12 protein-coding genes and 1 tRNA gene are annotated in these 15,652 nt (G+C 68.1%); 10 read left to right on the forward strand and 3 right to left on the reverse strand.

The annotated features are described in order from the left end of the window. Positions 1-125: 125 nt before the first annotated feature. Positions 126-995, reverse strand: coding sequence for a restriction endonuclease (locus tag RIF93_RS04580; RefSeq protein WP_309088890.1), 870 nt, complete (start codon positions 993-995; stop codon positions 126-128). A gap of 734 nt (positions 996-1,729) precedes the next feature. Between RIF93_RS04580 and RIF93_RS04585 the strand changes: the two genes are divergently transcribed. Further along, on the forward strand, positions 1,730-2,677 hold the full coding sequence (locus tag RIF93_RS04585; protein WP_309088892.1) for a M14 family metallocarboxypeptidase: 948 nt from the start codon (positions 1,730-1,732) through the stop codon (positions 2,675-2,677). Here RIF93_RS04585 and RIF93_RS04590 read toward each other — a convergent pair. Next, positions 2,674-2,967 (reverse strand): hypothetical protein, encoded by a 294-nt coding sequence (locus RIF93_RS04590; protein ID WP_309088894.1) that lies wholly within the window; start codon positions 2,965-2,967, stop codon positions 2,674-2,676. The genes RIF93_RS04585 and RIF93_RS04590 overlap by 4 nt on opposite strands. A 75-nt stretch (positions 2,968-3,042) precedes the next feature. Here RIF93_RS04590 and RIF93_RS04595 point away from each other — a divergent pair, with 75 nt between their 5' ends. The 5 genes from RIF93_RS04595 to RIF93_RS04615 all read left to right on the forward strand — a co-directional run bounded on the left by RIF93_RS04595 (position 3,043) and on the right by RIF93_RS04615 (position 9,444). Then, positions 3,043-4,026 carry a WYL domain-containing protein gene (locus RIF93_RS04595; RefSeq protein WP_309088896.1) on the forward strand — a complete coding sequence of 328 codons (984 nt, stop codon included), beginning with the start codon at positions 3,043-3,045 and terminating at the stop codon, positions 4,024-4,026. A 47-nt stretch (positions 4,027-4,073) separates the two neighbouring features. Then, positions 4,074-4,220, forward strand: coding sequence for a hypothetical protein (locus RIF93_RS04600; protein ID WP_309088898.1), 147 nt, complete (start codon positions 4,074-4,076; stop codon positions 4,218-4,220). A gap of 62 nt (positions 4,221-4,282) precedes the next feature. Next, positions 4,283-6,376 carry a prolyl oligopeptidase family serine peptidase gene (locus tag RIF93_RS04605; protein WP_309088900.1) on the forward strand — a complete coding sequence of 698 codons (2,094 nt, stop codon included), beginning with the start codon at positions 4,283-4,285 and terminating at the stop codon, positions 6,374-6,376. After that, the gene (locus RIF93_RS04610) at positions 6,376-6,855 is read left to right on the forward strand and encodes an NUDIX domain-containing protein (protein ID WP_309088902.1); all 480 of its coding nucleotides are present in this window, start codon (positions 6,376-6,378) and stop codon (positions 6,853-6,855) included. The genes RIF93_RS04605 and RIF93_RS04610 overlap by 1 nt, the downstream gene beginning before the upstream one ends. A gap of 135 nt (positions 6,856-6,990) precedes the next feature. Continuing rightward, entirely contained in the window at positions 6,991-9,444 is a 2,454-nt protein-coding gene (locus tag RIF93_RS04615) for a PAS domain S-box protein (protein ID WP_309088904.1), read from the forward strand. A 41-nt stretch (positions 9,445-9,485) separates the two neighbouring features. On the opposite strand, the gene RIF93_RS04620 is transcribed toward RIF93_RS04615, so the two are convergent. Continuing rightward, positions 9,486-9,559: transfer RNA gene (locus tag RIF93_RS04620), tRNA-Cys, on the reverse strand. A gap of 155 nt (positions 9,560-9,714) precedes the next feature. On the opposite strand from RIF93_RS04620, the gene RIF93_RS04625 reads away from it, so the two are divergent. The 4 genes from RIF93_RS04625 to RIF93_RS04640 all read left to right on the forward strand — a co-directional run bounded on the left by RIF93_RS04625 (position 9,715) and on the right by RIF93_RS04640 (position 15,385). Beyond that, positions 9,715-10,281: a protein-L-isoaspartate O-methyltransferase gene (locus RIF93_RS04625; protein WP_309088906.1), complete on the forward strand. Its 567-nt coding sequence runs from the start codon at positions 9,715-9,717 to the stop codon at positions 10,279-10,281. Between the two features lie 119 nt (positions 10,282-10,400). Next, positions 10,401-11,942 (forward strand): TolC family outer membrane protein, encoded by a 1,542-nt coding sequence (locus RIF93_RS04630; RefSeq protein ID WP_309088908.1) that lies wholly within the window; start codon positions 10,401-10,403, stop codon positions 11,940-11,942. A gap of 113 nt (positions 11,943-12,055) precedes the next feature. After that, positions 12,056-12,613 carry a DUF2497 domain-containing protein gene (locus tag RIF93_RS04635; RefSeq protein ID WP_309088910.1) on the forward strand — a complete coding sequence of 186 codons (558 nt, stop codon included), beginning with the start codon at positions 12,056-12,058 and terminating at the stop codon, positions 12,611-12,613. Between the two features lie 105 nt (positions 12,614-12,718). Further along, positions 12,719-15,385, forward strand: coding sequence for a valine--tRNA ligase (locus RIF93_RS04640; protein ID WP_309088912.1), 2,667 nt, complete (start codon positions 12,719-12,721; stop codon positions 15,383-15,385). The last annotated feature ends 267 nt before the right edge of the window (positions 15,386-15,652 follow it).

Genomic DNA, 15,652 nt, shown 5'->3' on the forward strand with positions numbered 1-15,652 from the left:
TGCCGATGTAGGCCGCGAGCTGAGCGACTCCCCGAAATAACCTTCCAAAGGGCTCGGCCGCGGTGGGCAGCTCGTCGCGCACTCGCGAAAGCTCCTGCGCGGATGAGGCAAGGTTGGAATCGAAGCTAGACCTTGCTGCATCGACGCAAGCTGCAGACGTAAACCTCCCCACGAATCTGTGCGGCCCGGATCTTGTAGTCCAGCATCTCCTTGAGCGTGATCCGGCCATCTAACACGTGGGACAGATCCTCCCCATCAACGAGGATTGTCTGGATGTGTTTCCCGTGCACGACGGCCCGAAGACCCTCGCTTGAGAAGCCGTTTGCCGAGATGAACAAGCCGCGCCCATACATCTTGCCATCGACTTTGTGGGCGAAGACGTAGAGCTGCGCGGTACTCGTGCTGGCGTCCTGCCACTTAGCTTCGATGATGTAGTTCTCCCCCTCAAATTTGAAGGAGCCGTCGATCTGTTCTCCAGTGAGGCGGAAAGGGTCCCCCATCGGTACGGACTGCCGCTGAAATAGCTGTTTGAGAAACACCTCGAAGAGACGGCCTCGCTCTTGAGGGCTCATTCCCGCGCCGAACACGCGCGTGAATGCTGATTTCAAGGTTGTTAGGTCGATCGACGCATCGCGCTGTTGCTGCGCCGCTTGCGCGGCAGCGCGACGGTTGACAGTCGAAGCGTTTCGCTTCTCGACCGCGCGCTTAAGAAGTTCGATCTGTTTAACAGCTTCCCCTTTATCGAGCTTCTTTAGGTTATCGAAATAGTAGGGGTCAAAGTAACTCCAGTTGGACAGGCGATCGATCATCGTCTGGAAAACGGTGTAGCCTCGATCTGGCCTAGCTCCGAGCTGCGCGAACACATGGGTGACGAGCGCATGCCTTGACATTTCAGTGTCTGCGGCGGGGAGCAGGTGGGGGGGCGTATCAACGCTTTGCAGAAACTCAATGATCTTCTTCTTCGGCCAGAATAGCGAAAGAATGCACTCCCGCATTCTCTCCCGTAGGTCCAATGGGATCTCTGGAGCGCTCGACATTGGCTAAGCTTAGGGTTGCGGCGCTTCGTGGACAACTGCGCGGCAATCGCAGCGGCTCATTTGTCACTAAACCACCCCGCGAGGGATGCATCTTTGGCGACGAGTCAGAGTTGAGCGAGGTCGCGCTACGTGTCGTGCCTGACCCGGGTCTCGAGCATGATCCAGCAGAAGACCAGGCGGCCTGTACGTTCGCCTGAAGGTCCGCTTCCCGGCCCGACCTCAATGTCGCCTGTTGGCGCATAACCGACCACGAGGTGAGGAACCCACCTTTCCCGGCACGACGCATTCGACCACCGTGCTGTTCGCCTTTTGGGAGCAACCGCTGCGAAACCTAATCTCACGCCCAGATACCCCCTGGCATGGATTTCGGCAGGGTCTCGGAAGCACATTAGTTGCCGTCGGAATACCGATCGCAACCATCGTACCCATCCGTGCTGGAAGCTGGGAAGCCTTCGGAGTCTCGATCCCAATCGCGCTGGGTCTCAGCTTGCTCGGTGGTTTGGGGCTGGCCCTTTGGCGCCTGATCCAGTGCTGGGCATACGATCACTTCACCGGCGACAACAGCTAACGACGCAGGCGTGATGGGAATGTCCGCTCTCAGACCGTGCTGAACGTCCCCTCCTAGCGCTCAGCTGACGTTTGGCCGATCAACCAAGCGCTGACGCCCTCCGCCAACCGTCCTAAGAAGCCCCATGCCCGCACAAGCCACCGCCTCCGCCCCCGCCGCCTATCCCATCGGAACCCCCGGCCAGCCCTGGGGCGAGGCGGAGCGGGCGCAGTGGCGGGCGCGGCAGGTGCGGCATCGGCGCTACGACGCCGACGTGCTGCCGCGGATCGAGGCCCTCGCGTCGCGGCTCGACCGGGTCGCCTACGGCGAGCTGGACTACGCCGGCGAGACCTATCCGCTCTATGCGCTGGCCAGCCGGCCGTGGGACCCGGCGCTGCCGGCCGCCCTGATCACGGGCGGCGTCCACGGCTACGAGACGAGCGGCGTCATGGGCGCGCTGGCGTTCCTGGAGACGCGGGCCGCGGATTACGCCGGGCGGATCAACCTGCTCGTGGCGCCCTGCGTCAGCCCCTGGGCGTATGAGCGGATCAACCGCTGGAACTACGACGCCGTCGATCCCAACCGGAACTTCCGGGCGGACGGCCCGTCCCGCGAGGCGACCTGCCTCATCGAACTGGTGCGGGGCCGGTTCGGACCGTTCCGGCTGCACATCGACCTCCACGAGACCACCGACAGCGACGAGAGCGAGTTTCGGCCGGCGCTGGCGGCCCGGGACGGCAAGCCGTTCGAGCCAGGCCTGATCCCCGACGGCTTCTACCTGGTGGCGGACGCAGGCGACCCGAAGCTTCCCTTCCAGCAGGCGATCGTGGAAGCGGTGGCGACGGTGACCCATATCGCCCCGCCGGACGCGGCCGGCGAGATCATCGGCTGTCCGGTGGTCGCCCCCGGCGTCATCACCTATCCGCAGGCCGACTACGCCATGTGCCCGTCCATCACCGGCGCGCCCTATACGACGACGACCGAGGTCTATCCCGACAGTCCACAGGCCACGCCCCAGCAGTGCGTGGAGGCCCAGGTGGCGGCGGTCTGCGCCGCCCTGGACTTCGTGCTGGCGGAAGGCGAGGGGGCCTAGGCCGCCAGCACCCGGATGATTTCGCCCTCGCGCTCGTCCCAGAGGATCGAGACGCCGGCGGCGTTCTTCGTGTGCTCGCCGAACCAGGCCTGCACCTCGGGGTCGCGCAGGCGGGCTTCCGAGACGCGGAGGAGGGCGCGGCCCGACCCCTGCTCATGGGCCACGTCGTGGAAGCGCAGGATGCCGTTGATGATGTCGCCCGACGGGGCGGGGCGCACCGGGGCCGGGCGGGGGGCCTTCACCGGGCGCGGGCTGAAGGCGTTGCGGCGGGGGCGGAACTGAGAGGCCATCGACCATCTCCGTGTTGGCGGTTCTCGATGTTTCCCTTATGGATGTGGGGTGCGACAGAAACGGACGTAGCCTGAATGCGCCACGAGAAAGCCGGCCGTCTCCTCGAACTGGCCCGCCTGCTGGCGAGCTCGGCCGAGGGGCTGACGCTGGACGAGATGGCCGAGCGGCTGGGCGTCGGCCGCCGCACGGCCGAGCGCATGCGCGACGCCGTGTGGGAGGTGTTCCCGCAGCTCGAGATCGTCGACGACCCGCCGACGCGCCGCTTCCGCATCCCGTCCGGGCTCGACGGCCTCTTCCAGGCGCCGACGGCCGAGGAACTGGCGGCGCTCGCCGCCGCGGGCGACCTGTTCGAGAACCAGGGCGCGCAGGCGAGGGCGGCGGCGCTCCGGTCGCTGGAACGCAAGGTGCTGTCCGCCACCCGTGCGGCGGCCCGGCGCAAGCTGGCTCCGGATCTCGAGGCCCTGCTGCAGGCCGAGACGGTGGCCGTGACCGCCGGCCCGCGGCCGTTCGAGGACGAGGTGGTGCTGCAAGGCGTCCGCGAGGCCCTGAAGGGCCTCTCGACGCTGCGCTTCCGCTATGAGGGGGGCTCCAGCCCCGGCCGCGTGCGGGAGGTGACGCCCTACGGCATCCTGTTCGGCCGATCGAACTACCTGGTCGCCGCCGAGAACCCCCAGGTCGGCCCTCGCAACTGGCGCCTGGACCGCATCTTCGACGTGGAGGTCACCGGCCGGCCCGGCGAACGGCCGCAGGGATTCTCGCTGCAGGCCTACGCCGACGAGAGCTTCGGCATCTACCAGGACGACACCCACGACGTGGTGCTCAGGATCCTGCCCGCCGGCGCCGAGGACGCCCTGCGCTGGCGCTTCCACGCCCGGCAGACGGTGGAGCCCCAGCCCGACGGCTCGGTGATCGTCCGTTTCCGCTCGAGCGGCATGCGCGAGCTCGCCTGGCACCTGTTCACCTGGGGCGACAAGGTCGAGATCGTCGAGCCCCGGGCCCTGCACGAGATGATGCTGGGCGAACTCGAGGCCGCCCGCCGGGCCCACGTCCGGAACTGACGTACCGGCCGGTCAACCTTCAGCTATCCAACAATATGGTGACTGAGATGACCGCCACCCTCGACTACGCCCAGCTGTTCGAAACCGAGTTCCGTCCCCGCCGCCGTCTGCGCCGGATCGCCGCCCGCATCCTCCTCGCGGCCCTCTTCGTCATCCGGCCGCGGCTGGCGCTCTCGATACTCAGCGAACGCTGAAAGGCCTTGAGCTTCGGCCCGCGGCAGGGACTATCGGCGCAACCAAGTTGGGGACCTGCCACATGAAGTTGCGTCTGCTCGCCACGCTTTTCGCCGGAGTTTTCCTGATGGGGGCCGCGCCCGCCGACAACGACCCCTACGTCTGGATGGAAGAGATCGAAGGCGCCCGCGCTCTGGAGTGGGCGAAGGCCGAGAACGCCCGCTCGCTGCCCCAGCTGCAGAACGACCCGCGCTATGCGGGCCTGTACGCCGACGCGCTGAAGATCGCGACCGCCAAGGACCGCATCCCGAACGTCTACTTCGCCGGCGAGGGGGCCCTGCGCGACTACTGGCAGGACGCCGAGCATGTCCGCGGCATCTGGCGCACGACCAGCGTGGAGAGCTATCGCGCCGGCAAGCCCGAGTGGCGCACGCTCCTCGACCTGGACGCGCTGTCCGAGGCCGAGAACGCCAACTGGGTGTGGAAGGGCGCTGACTGCCTGCCGCCCGACGACCGCTACTGCCTGGTCTCGCTGTCCAACGGTGGCAAGGACGCGGTCGAGGTCCGTGAGTTCGACACCCAGACCGGCAAGTTCGTCGACGGCGGCTTCCGGCTGCCCGAGGGCAAGCACCGGTTTGACTGGCTGGACAAGGACACCCTGATCGTCGTCGCCGAATGGCAGAAGGGCGACGTCACGACTTCGGGTTATCCGTTCATCGCCAAGACCCTGAAGCGCGGGCAGCCAATGAGCGCCGCCCAGGAGATCTTCCGCGGCACGAAGCAGGACGGCGGCTACGGCGTCTCCCCGATCGTGCTGCGCGATAGCGACGGCAAGGTGCAGGCGGTGGTGATGTACCGCCCGCTCGACACCTTCAACGCCGAGCACCACCTCGTCACGGCCACCGGGACCACGAAGCTGGACCTGCCGACCAAGGCGACGGTCCAGGGCTATGTCGACGGCCGGCTGCTGGTCAGCCTGGAGCAGGACTGGGCCGCGAAGGGCTTCAAGGAAGGTGACCTCGTCGACTTCGACCTGACCGCCGTGAAGGCGAGCCCGGCGGACCTCAAGGGCGCGCTGGTGCTGCGGCCGACGCAGAGCCAGTCGATCGAACAGGTGGCGACCACGCGCAACCGCTTGGTCGTGGCGCTGTACGACAACGTGAAAGGGCAGGTGATCAGCTTCCGCCGCGCCGGTGGGGGCTGGACCCAGAGCAGGCTGGACCTGCCGAAGGACTCCACCATCGGCATCAGCTCGGCGTCGGACGCCGACGACCGGCTGATCCTGAACGTCACCAGCTTCCTGACGCCGTCGAGCCAGTGGCTGGCTGACGCCTCGGCCGGGGCGCCGGAGCGGCTGCGCACCATGCCCGCGCGGTTCGACGCCGCGAACATGAAGGTCGAGCAGTTCTGGGCCACGTCCAAGGACGGCACGAAGGTCCCGTACTTCGTCGTCTCGAAGAAGGACCTGAAGCTGGACGGCTCGAACCCGACGCTGCTCTACGCCTACGGCGGTTTCCTGGTCAGCCAGACGCCCGCCTACGCCTCGACCGTCGGGAAGCTGTGGCTGGAGAAGGGCGGCGTCTATGTGGTCGCCAACATCCGCGGCGGCGGCGAGTTCGGCCCGCGCTGGCACAACGCCGGCCTGAAGCTGAACCGCATGCGGGTCTATGACGACTTCTTCGCCGTGTCCGAGGACCTGATCGCGCGCAAGATCACCAGCCCCCGCCGGCTCGGCATCATGGGCGGCTCCAACGGCGGCCTGCTCATGGGCGTGGCGCTGACCAAGCGGCCCGAGCTCTACAACGCCGTGGTCATCCAGGTGCCGCTGTTCGACATGATCGGCTACACCCACATCGGCGCCGGCGCCTCGTGGGTCGGCGAATACGGCGATCCGGCGGTCCCGGAAGAGCGGGCGATGCTGATGAGCTATTCGCCGTACCAGAACCTGAAGCCCGGCCAGAAGTACCCGAAGGTGTTCCTGGAGACCTCGACCAAAGACGACCGCGTGCACCCGGCTCACGCCCGCAAGGCCGCTGCGCGCCTGAAAGAGTACGGCTACGACTATCTCTACTACGAGAACATCGACGGCGGTCACGCCGCGGCCGCCAACCTCAACGAGCGCGCCATGCGTCAGGCGCTCGAATACACCTACCTGATGCAGCGGCTGATGGATTGATGCCGCAGGTCAGCGCCGGAGTGCTCGCGTGGCGCTCCGGCGCCGACGGCCCGGAGTTCCTGCTGGTCCATCCCGGGGGACCCTACTGGGCAGGCAAGGACGAGGCGGCCTGGTCCATCCCCAAGGGCCTGGTCGAGCTGGACGAAGACGGCTGGGCCGCCGCCTGCCGCGAGTTCGAGGAGGAGCTGGGGACGCCGATCTCGGGCGAGCCTGTCGAACTCCCGCCAGTCCGGGTCTCGAGCGGCAAGGTGGTCCACGCCTGGCTGGTCAAGGCTGACCTGGACGTGAGCCAGATCCGCAGCAACGTCTTCGAGATCGAGTGGCCGCCCCGGTCCGGTCGCCGCCAAGCTTTCCCAGAAGTGGACCGCGCCGGCTGGTTCGACGCCACCACCGCCCGGTCAAAGATGCACAAGGGGCAGCGCCCGATCCTGGAGGCCGCCCTGGCGAATCTCGCGTATAGCGGGAAATCGGGCGGATAGGTCGCGCGGCGGGCCGTCGCAGTCGCAGCCTATGGTGGCGCCCAAGGCTTCGAAGAAGGTGTACGTCGATCGGTGTTCGCTGTGCGGCCCGTTCGGGTGCGGATCGCCGCGCGAACGCTCGAACCGAGGACCCCTATGTCTCTCACGAACGCCTTCGCCACGCCGGCCGCGGTCCAGGCCGTGTACGACGCCATTCCGGCGCCGGTGTATGTCAAGGACCGGCAGCATCGCCTCGTTCTCGTGAATCGGGCGCTGACCGCGATGATGGGGCTCGAGCCCGCGGAACTCCTCGGTCGCTCGGATGCCGACTTCTATGGGCCGGAAGATGCGGCCCACTACTGGGCGATCGACGATCAGGTCTTCGCCACGGGCGAGATGGTGGAAACCGAGGAGGCGCTCCACGAGGCCGACGTCGTCCGCTACCTGATCACCCGCAAGCAGATCGTCCAGATCGAGACGCCGACGGGCCCGGAGCCGTTCATCGTCGCCGTGATCAGCGACGTCACGGCGAGCCGCAAGGCCGAGGCCCGGGCGACCCGCGCGGCCCGTCTGCGCGAGTGCGAGGCGCGGGTAATGGGCGCGATCGCCGCGAATGCGCCGCTCGAGGACCTCCTGCGCATCGCGGCCGAGGCGATGGGCGAGGTGACGGCCGGCGGGCGGGCCTGCATCTACCTGCCCGAAGAGGGCGACGGTGTGCTCCGTCTCGCGGCGGCGCCGTGGCTGGCGCAGCCGGAGGCGAGTTCGCTCTACCGGGTGCAGGTGGACCCGACCACGACCGAGGGCTGGGACGACGCCCGCGAGGGCGCGGTGCTCGTGGCCTATCCCGAGAACCATCCTATGTGGGCCGACTACCAGGACATGGTGCGTGAGCATCAACTCCGGACCTGCTGGTGGACGCTGGTGGCGGACAGCGAGGGGCGGCTGCTGGCGGCGCTCGGCGTCTATCACGCCAAGCTGCTCCGCGAGAGCCGGGCCGACCTCGCTGCGATGGCCCAGATGCGCGACCTGATCGCCATCGCCATCGAGCGCACGCGTCAGGAAGAGAAGCTGTTCGAGACCCAGCAGCGGTTCGACCAACTGGCCAACGCTATCGACGACACGTTCTGGATCGTCGACGGCCGTACGGGCGAGTTCGTCTATATGAGCCCGGGCTATAGCAAGCTGACCGGCTCCGATCTTGAGGCGATCTACAAGAATCCGCGGGTCTGGACCGAAGCGATCCACGAGGATGATCGTCAGCGGGTGCGCGACACCGTTCGCCGCGGGACCGATGGCTTCCGGATCGAATATCGGCTGCGTCGCAGCGATGGCACGATGCGCTGGATTTCGAACAAGGCCTTCCCGGTGCGCGACGCACAGGGAAAGGTGTTCCGCATCGCCGGCTTGACGCACGACGTCACCGCCCTGAAGGACGCCGAGGCCGCCGCGCACGCCAACATGCAACGGGCCCAGGCCGAGACTGCACGACGGCACGCCATCTTCGACGCCGCCAGCGACATGATCCTGACCGTCGATTGCGGCGGGCGGATCGAGAGCATCAATCGCGCCGGCGAACTGATGCTGGGCTATCCGCCCGGCGAACTGGTCGGCAAGCTGCTGAGCGGGCGTTTGAACCCTGGGCCGGGCAGGCCGGCCAACCTGTCCGAATTGCTGGAGCGTGTGCGCCGGCACGAGCCGGGCACGCCGTTCGAGTTGGAGCTCGTGCGCCGTGACGGGTCGATCCTGCAGGTGGACGCGAACTTCGGTGAGCTGTCGGAAGCCCGCGGCATCCACTTCGTGGCCATCCTGCGCGATAGCACCGAACGCAAGCGGGTCGAACGGTCGAAGGACGAGTTCATCTCGACCGTCAGCCATGAGCTGCGCACCCCGCTGACCTCGATCGCGGGTTCGCTGGGCCTGCTGACCGGCGGCGCGGCGGGCGAGATGCCCGACAAGGCGAAGCGCCTTATCTCGATCGCCGAGAACAACAGCCGCAGGCTGGTGCGCCTGATCAACGACATCCTCGACATCGAAAAGATGCAGTCCGGGGCGATGAAGTTCGCCTTCGCGCCCGTTGACCTCGGCGAACTCGCCACTCGGGCGGTGGAGGCGATGGGCGGCCTTGCGGTCGAGCTCGGGGTCCGCTTCCAGCTGCTGACGCCCGAGGGGCACGCGATCATCCGCGGCGACGCCGACAGGCTGACGCAGGTGATCACCAACCTGCTCTCGAACGCCGCCAAGTTCTCGCCGCGCGACCAGGCGGTGGAGGTGGCGGTGGCGCTCGAGGGCGGGCGGGCGCGGATTTCGGTGCGGGACTCCGGGCCCGGCATCCCGGCCGAATTCCGGAGCCGGATCTTCGGCAAGTTCGCCCAGGCCGACGCCTCGGACCGCCGGCAGAAGGGCGGCACGGGGCTCGGCCTAGCCATCTGCAAGCAGATCGTGGAGCGGCACGGCGGCCGGATCTGGTTCGACTCTTCGCCGGGCGAAGGCGCGACCTTCCACGTTGAGCTGCCGCTGGAGAAGGCCGTCAGCGGCGAGGTTGCGACGTCCGCGACGGAAGCGCCCCGCGACCCGCTGGCTCAGGAGCGCTCATTCCTGCCGGCCGTCTAGGCGCGGGAGGCGGGCTTCGGTAGGGTTGCGGAGGGAAGTTTTGGAGGCCTGACCGGGAATCGAACCCGGGTTCGCGGATTTGCAGTCCGCTGCGTCACCACTCCGCCATCAGGCCGCCGGGGACCCTGCGGGGTCCTGTGGAGGGCGCGAGGGCTACCAGAAGGTCTCGGCCGGAGCAACGTCCGTGAGGCGCCGCAATTGCGTTTCGCAGGGGCCGGCCTATAAGCCGCGGCTCAAGAGATCACTGTCTGCGCGTACCCGAGGGATTCGATGGCCGACTTCGCCGCTGCCCGCCTGAACATGGTGGAAAGCCAGGTGCGCACGCAGGACGTCACCGACGTGCGCCTGCATGACGCCATGCGGGAGCTGCCGCGCGAGCGCTTCGTGCCGGAAGGCAAGGCCTATCTGGCCTACGCCGACGTTGAGGTGGAGTACGCCCCCGGCCGTTTCCTGCTGAAGCCGCGCGACGTGGCCAAGCTGCTGCAGGCGGCTCGTCCGATGCCCGGCGAAAGGGCGCTGGCCATCGCCGCGCCCGATGCGGGCGCCGGGATCGAGACGCTGGACGTCGCGGTCGCCCGGCTGGACGACGACCTGAAGCAGCCGCCCGCGGGCGAGTTCGACGTGATCATCTGCGAAGGCGCGGTCGCTCGTGCGCCCGAGGCTTGGCTGCAGGCCCTGGCCATGAACGGCCGCCTGGCGGTCATCGAGCGGGATGGCCCGGTGGGCAAGGCGTGCCTGTACGTCCGCGCCGCGGACGGGGTGGGCCGGCGCGAGCTGTTCGACGCCACGCCGCCCGTCCTCGCGGGCTTCGAAGCGCAACACGGTTTCGCCTTCTGACGATGCTTTGAAACGCCTCAGCAACGAGGGCGTGAAAAAAGCTTAAGGTGACGCCACTTGGTCCTGACGCCACAGCACAGCATATAGGGCACGACGTCTCTCGCGATCGGGGATTACGAATGTCGATGACTGTCCGCGGCCGGCTTCTGGCCGCGATCTTCAGCGTGGGTCTGGGCGGCGCCCTTGTCGGGCCGGCTAGCGCCGAAACCTTGGCCGACGCCATCGCGATGGCCTACGAGAACAACCCGACGCTGCAGGCGCAGCGCGCCACGCAGCGGGCGCTCGACGAGAACTACGTCCAGGCCCGGACCGGCTGGCGTCCGACGTTGAGCCTTAGCGGCCAGGCGGCCTGGCAGGAGAGCCGCACGCCTCAGGATGCGGCAGGCTTCGACTTTCTAGGTCGACCGAACCCCACGATCGTGAATGGCCGCAGCGCGAGCGCGGGCGTGACCTTCTCGCAGCCCTTGTGGACCGGCGGCCGCGTCGCCGCGCAGGTCTCCGCCGCCCAGGCCGAGATCTTGGCTGGCCGCGAGAACCTGCGCCGGATCGAAGCCCAGATCCTCGGTCAGGTGATCCAGGCCTATGCCGACGTTCGCCGTGACGAGGCCGCACTGGCGATCCGCCAGGAGAACGTCAATGTGCTGAGCCGGCAGCTGCAGGAATCGCAGGCCCGTTTCGACGTGGGCGAGGTGACCCGCACCGACGTGGCTCAGTCGCAGGCGCGTCTCGCCCAGGCCCAGGCGCTGTTCCAGCAGACCCAGGCCCAGCTGGCGATCACCCGGGCGACCTACGCCCAGGTGGTTGGGCGCAACCCCGGCCAACTCGAGCCCGAGCCGTCGCTCGCTTACCTCCTGCCGTCCGACCCGGACCAGGCGTTCAGCATCGCCGAGCAGAACAACCCGCAGCTCCGCGCCCAACAGTTCACCGAGCAGGCCAGCCGAGCCCGCGTGGCCGGGGCTCGCGCCGAGCGGATGCCGAACGTGTCCGCCCAGAGCACGCTGCGCTTCAACAGCGCGCCCGACGAGCCTTACGAGCGCGACCTCTACGATCGTGTCTTCACCGCGGGCGTGAACGTCACCGTTCCGCTGTTCTCCGGCGGCCTCGTGTCGTCGCGGATCCGCCAGGCGGTGGAGCGAAACAACACCGACCGGCTGACCACCGAGATCGTGCGTCGCGGCGTGCTGCAGAACATCACCTCGGCCTGGAGCCAGTTGATCGCGGCGCGCGCGAACATCGCCTCCAGCGACGAGCAGGTCCGCGCGGCGCGCATCGCCGCCGAAGGCACCCGCCAGGAGCAGCAGGTGGGCCTGCGCACCACCATCGACGTCCTGAACGCCGAGCAGGAACTGCGCCAGGCGGAACTCAACCAGGTGACCGCCCGCCGCGACGAGTACGTTGCCGCCGCCACCGTGCTGTCCGGCATGGGCCGCCTCGAGGCCAAGAACCTGACGCCGACCGTGCCGCGCTACGACCCGGTGAAGAACTTCCGCAAGCTGCGCCTCACCTGGGGCTGGGTGCCGTGGGAAGAGCCGATCGGCATTGTCGACCGCGTGCTGACGCCGTGGCCGGCGCCGACGCCGGACTCCAAGCCCGTCGAGGCTCCGATCCCGCCCGGCCTGCAGCCGCCCCCTGCCGTCACCCGGGCGACGCCGCCGCGCTGACGGCGCTTTCCCGCTCCGGGGAAGTTGCGGCCGCTCCGCGAGCGGAAATTGCAGGATCGGCGGCGGGCGCTTAGGCTCGACGTTTGAAGATTCCCCTTTGCGGCGGCAGGTCCATGTCCGAACAGACGTCCCAGGAACCCACGATGGAGGAAATCCTCGCCTCCATCCGCCGGATCATCTCCGAGGACGAGGCGCCGGCCGAGCCCGCTCCGTCGGCTGCGGTAGAACCTGACGCCGCGCCCGCGCCCGAACCCGCGGCGCCCGTGGCCGAAGTTGCTCCGCCGCCACCCGAACCCGAGCCGCCGGCGGCTCCGGCCGTGGAGGAGGACGACGACGCCCTGGAGCTGACCCAGAAAGTCGAGACGCTCGGCGACCTGGACGTCCTCACGCCCAGCGCTCCGCCCGAGCCGCCACCCGTCGCCGCGGCCGCGCCGGTCGCCGCCGGGGCCTCCACGCTCGTCAGCGAACGTGCGGCCACCGCCGCGGCTTCGGCGTTCGGCCAACTCTCCGCCGTGATCGCGATGCCGAGGGAAGGTCGCACGCTCGAGGACGTGGTCCGCGAACTGCTGACCCCGCTGCTGCAGCAATGGCTGGACGACAACCTGCCGCGCATCGTGCAGGAGGCCGTCGAGGCCGAGGTCGCCCGCATCGCCCGCGGTCGAGTAGGCTAGCGGTCATAGCGCGGGCGACCGCGCCAGCCGCTTCGCGTTCCGCTCCATTCCCTGTAAGACGCCGGCGGCGCGCTCCATCCGGAGCGCGCTTTGCCTCATATCGCCATGCTTGAAAAAACCTTCGATCCCAAGACCGTCGAACCGCGCCTCTACGCCGCCTGGGAGGCCTCGGGGGCCTTTGCTCCCACGGACGACCCCAAGGCCGAGCCGTTCAGCATCGTCATCCCGCCGCCGAACGTGACCGGGTCGCTGCACATCGGGCATGCGCTCAACAACACACTGCAGGACGTGCTGATCCGGTTCGAACGGATGCGCGGCAAGGCGGCCCTTTGGCTGCCCGGCACCGACCACGCCGGGATCGCCACCCAGATGGTCGTCGAGCGGCAGCTGGCGCAGGAGGGCAACCAGAGCCGCCGCGACCTGGGCCGGGACGAGTTCGTGGCCAAGGTGTGGGAGTGGAAAGCCAAGTCCGGCGGAACCATCGTCAATCAGCTCCGCCGGCTGGGCGCGAGCTGCGACTGGAGTCGCGAGCGCTTCACGCTGGACGAGGGCCTGTCGGCCGCCGTCCGCAAGGTGTTCGTCACCCTCTACAAGCAGAACCTGATCTATCGCGACAAGCGGCTGGTGAACTGGGATCCGCACTTCCAGACCGCCATCTCGGACCTCGAGGTCGAACAGCGCGAGGTCGACGGCCATTACTGGCACTTCGCCTATCCGCTCGAGGATGGCTCGGGTGAGATCGTCGTCGCCACGACACGGCCTGAGACCATGCTGGGCGACACCGCGGTCGCCGTGCACCCGAGGGACGAGCGCTACACGCAACTGATTGGCAAGGCCGTGCGCCTGCCGATCGTCAATCGGCCCATCCCGATCATCGCCGACGAGTATCCGGACCCCGAGAAGGGTTCGGGCGCGGTGAAGATCACCCCGGCCCACGACTTCAACGATTTCGCCGTCGGCAAGCGCCACAACCTGCCGATGATCAACATCTTCGACGACTTCGCGCGGCTGAACGACAACGTACCGCTCGAGTACCGTGGCCTCGACCGGTTCAAAGCGCGCGAGAAGGTGGTCGCCGAGTTCGAGGCGCTGGGCCTGCTGCGCGGCATCGAGAAGACCCGCCACGTGGTGCCGCACGGCGACCGTTCGGGCGTCGTGGTCGAGCCTTACCTGACTGACCAGTGGTACGTGGCCGCCGACGTTCTGGCCAAACCGGCCATCAAGGCTGTGGAGGACGGCGCCACGGTCTTCGTGCCCAAGGCGTGGGAGAAGACCTACTTCGAGTGGATGAGGAACATCCAGCCGTGGTGCGTCTCGCGCCAGCTGTGGTGGGGCCACCGAATCCCCGCCTGGTTCGGACCGGACGGGGAGGTCTTCGTCCAAGAGACGGAAGAGGAGGCCCGCCGCCAGGCGCGCGAGCACTATGGCCACGACGTCGAGCTGACGCAGGACGAGGACGTCCTCGACACCTGGTTCTCGTCCGCGCTTTGGCCGTTCTCCACGCTGGGCTGGCCGGAGAAGACCGAAGACCTGCGCCGGTTCTATCCGACCCACACCCTGGTCACGGGCTTCGACATCATCTTCTTCTGGGTCGCCCGGATGATGATGCAGGGCATCCAGTTCATGGATGAAGTCCCGTTCAAGCGAGTCTTCATCAACGCGCTGGTCCGCGACGCCACTGGGGCCAAGATGTCGAAGTCCAAGGGGAACGTCATGGACCCCCTGGAGCTGGTCGACGACTTCGGGGCCGACGCCCTGCGCTTCACCCTGACGGCCATGTCGGGCCAGGCTCGTGATATCAAGCTGTCCCGCCAGCGCATTGAAGGCTATCGGAATTTCGGCACCAAGCTGTGGAACGCCACGCGCTTCTGCCAGATGAACGGCTGCGCCCGGGCCGAAGGCTTCGATCCCGCTCAGGTGAAGGCGCCGCTGAACCGCTGGATCGTCGGCGAGACGACCCGGACGGCCAAGGCGGTAACCGAGGCGCTGGCCGACTGCGGCTTCGACGAGGCCGCGAATGCGCTCTATCGCTTCATCTGGAACCGCTTCTGCGACTGGTACGTCGAACTCGCCAAGCCGCTGCTGAACGGCGAAGACGCCGCCGCCAAGGCCGAGACTCAGGCGACTGCGGCCTGGGTGCTGGACGTGATCCTGACGCTGCTGCACCCAGTCATGCCGTTCATCACCGAGGAGCTGTGGGGCCAGACCGCCGACCTCGGCGCGCCGCGCGGACACCGCGACTTCCTGATGACCGCCCGCTGGCCGGAGCTGCCCTACAGCCTGATCGATCCGGCCGCCGACGCCGAGATCGACCTGATCATCGAGGCGATCTCGGAAGGCCGCTCTGTCCGTTCCGAGCTGAACGTGCCGCCGGCCGCCCGGCCGCCGCTGCTGGTGGTCGAGGCCAGCGAGGCCCAGCGTCGCGTGATCGAGGCCAGCGCGCCTCTGATCGCCCAGCTACTGCGCGTGGCCGAGGTCCGTTTCGTCGACGCCGCGCCCGAAGGCGCCATCCCCTACGTCGTCGATGGCGCCACCCTGGCCCTGCCGGTCGCGGAGTTCATCGACTTGGCCGCCGAGCGGGCGCGCCTGTCGAAGGAGGTGGCGAACCTGGCCTCCGACATCGAGCGCGCGGCCAAGAAGCTGTCGAACCCCGACTTCGTCTCTCGGGCGCCCGAAGAGGTGGTCGAGGAGAACCGCGAACGGCTGGCCGAGGCGGAGACCGCCAAGGCGAAGCTAGAGGGGGCGCTCGCCCGCCTCGGGGCGGTGGCGTAACGCCGGCGCCGGTTTGCCACCGGCGCTAGGTTATGGTTGTTCACTCACGGTGACGTGCGGGCGCTGGGACCCGCGCGCGCTAGGAGAAACGCCGCATGTCCGACCCCGCCCTGCCGCCCGGCTGGCCCGCAATGTCGATTGCCCAGGCCCATGCCCTGCTGACCCAGCCGGGTTCGCCCCTGGAGACGGAGGAGCTCGACATCCGCGGCGTCCGGACGAAGGTCTGGAAGAACCTGCCGCCGTCGCTCCGTTCCGTCGTGGAGGCGA

Origin of the sequence: Phenylobacterium sp. (genome assembly GCF_031181185.1) — a bacterium.
Classification (GTDB): Bacteria; Pseudomonadota; Alphaproteobacteria; order Caulobacterales; family Caulobacteraceae; genus Phenylobacterium.

Coding starts and splice junctions, on each gene's coding strand:
- RIF93_RS04580 (WP_309088890.1), bottom strand. CDS start 995: ATGCGGGAGTGCATTCTTTCGCTATTCTGGCCGAAGAAGAAGATCATT.
- RIF93_RS04585 (WP_309088892.1), top strand. CDS start 1,730: ATGCCCGCACAAGCCACCGCCTCCGCCCCCGCCGCCTATCCCATCGGA.
- RIF93_RS04590 (WP_309088894.1), bottom strand. CDS start 2,967: ATGGCCTCTCAGTTCCGCCCCCGCCGCAACGCCTTCAGCCCGCGCCCG.
- RIF93_RS04595 (WP_309088896.1), top strand. CDS start 3,043: ATGCGCCACGAGAAAGCCGGCCGTCTCCTCGAACTGGCCCGCCTGCTG.
- RIF93_RS04600 (WP_309088898.1), top strand. CDS start 4,074: ATGACCGCCACCCTCGACTACGCCCAGCTGTTCGAAACCGAGTTCCGT.
- RIF93_RS04605 (WP_309088900.1), top strand. CDS start 4,283: ATGAAGTTGCGTCTGCTCGCCACGCTTTTCGCCGGAGTTTTCCTGATG.
- RIF93_RS04610 (WP_309088902.1), top strand. CDS start 6,376: ATGCCGCAGGTCAGCGCCGGAGTGCTCGCGTGGCGCTCCGGCGCCGAC.
- RIF93_RS04615 (WP_309088904.1), top strand. CDS start 6,991: ATGTCTCTCACGAACGCCTTCGCCACGCCGGCCGCGGTCCAGGCCGTG.
- RIF93_RS04625 (WP_309088906.1), top strand. CDS start 9,715: ATGGCCGACTTCGCCGCTGCCCGCCTGAACATGGTGGAAAGCCAGGTG.
- RIF93_RS04630 (WP_309088908.1), top strand. CDS start 10,401: ATGTCGATGACTGTCCGCGGCCGGCTTCTGGCCGCGATCTTCAGCGTG.
- RIF93_RS04635 (WP_309088910.1), top strand. CDS start 12,056: ATGTCCGAACAGACGTCCCAGGAACCCACGATGGAGGAAATCCTCGCC.
- RIF93_RS04640 (WP_309088912.1), top strand. CDS start 12,719: ATGCTTGAAAAAACCTTCGATCCCAAGACCGTCGAACCGCGCCTCTAC.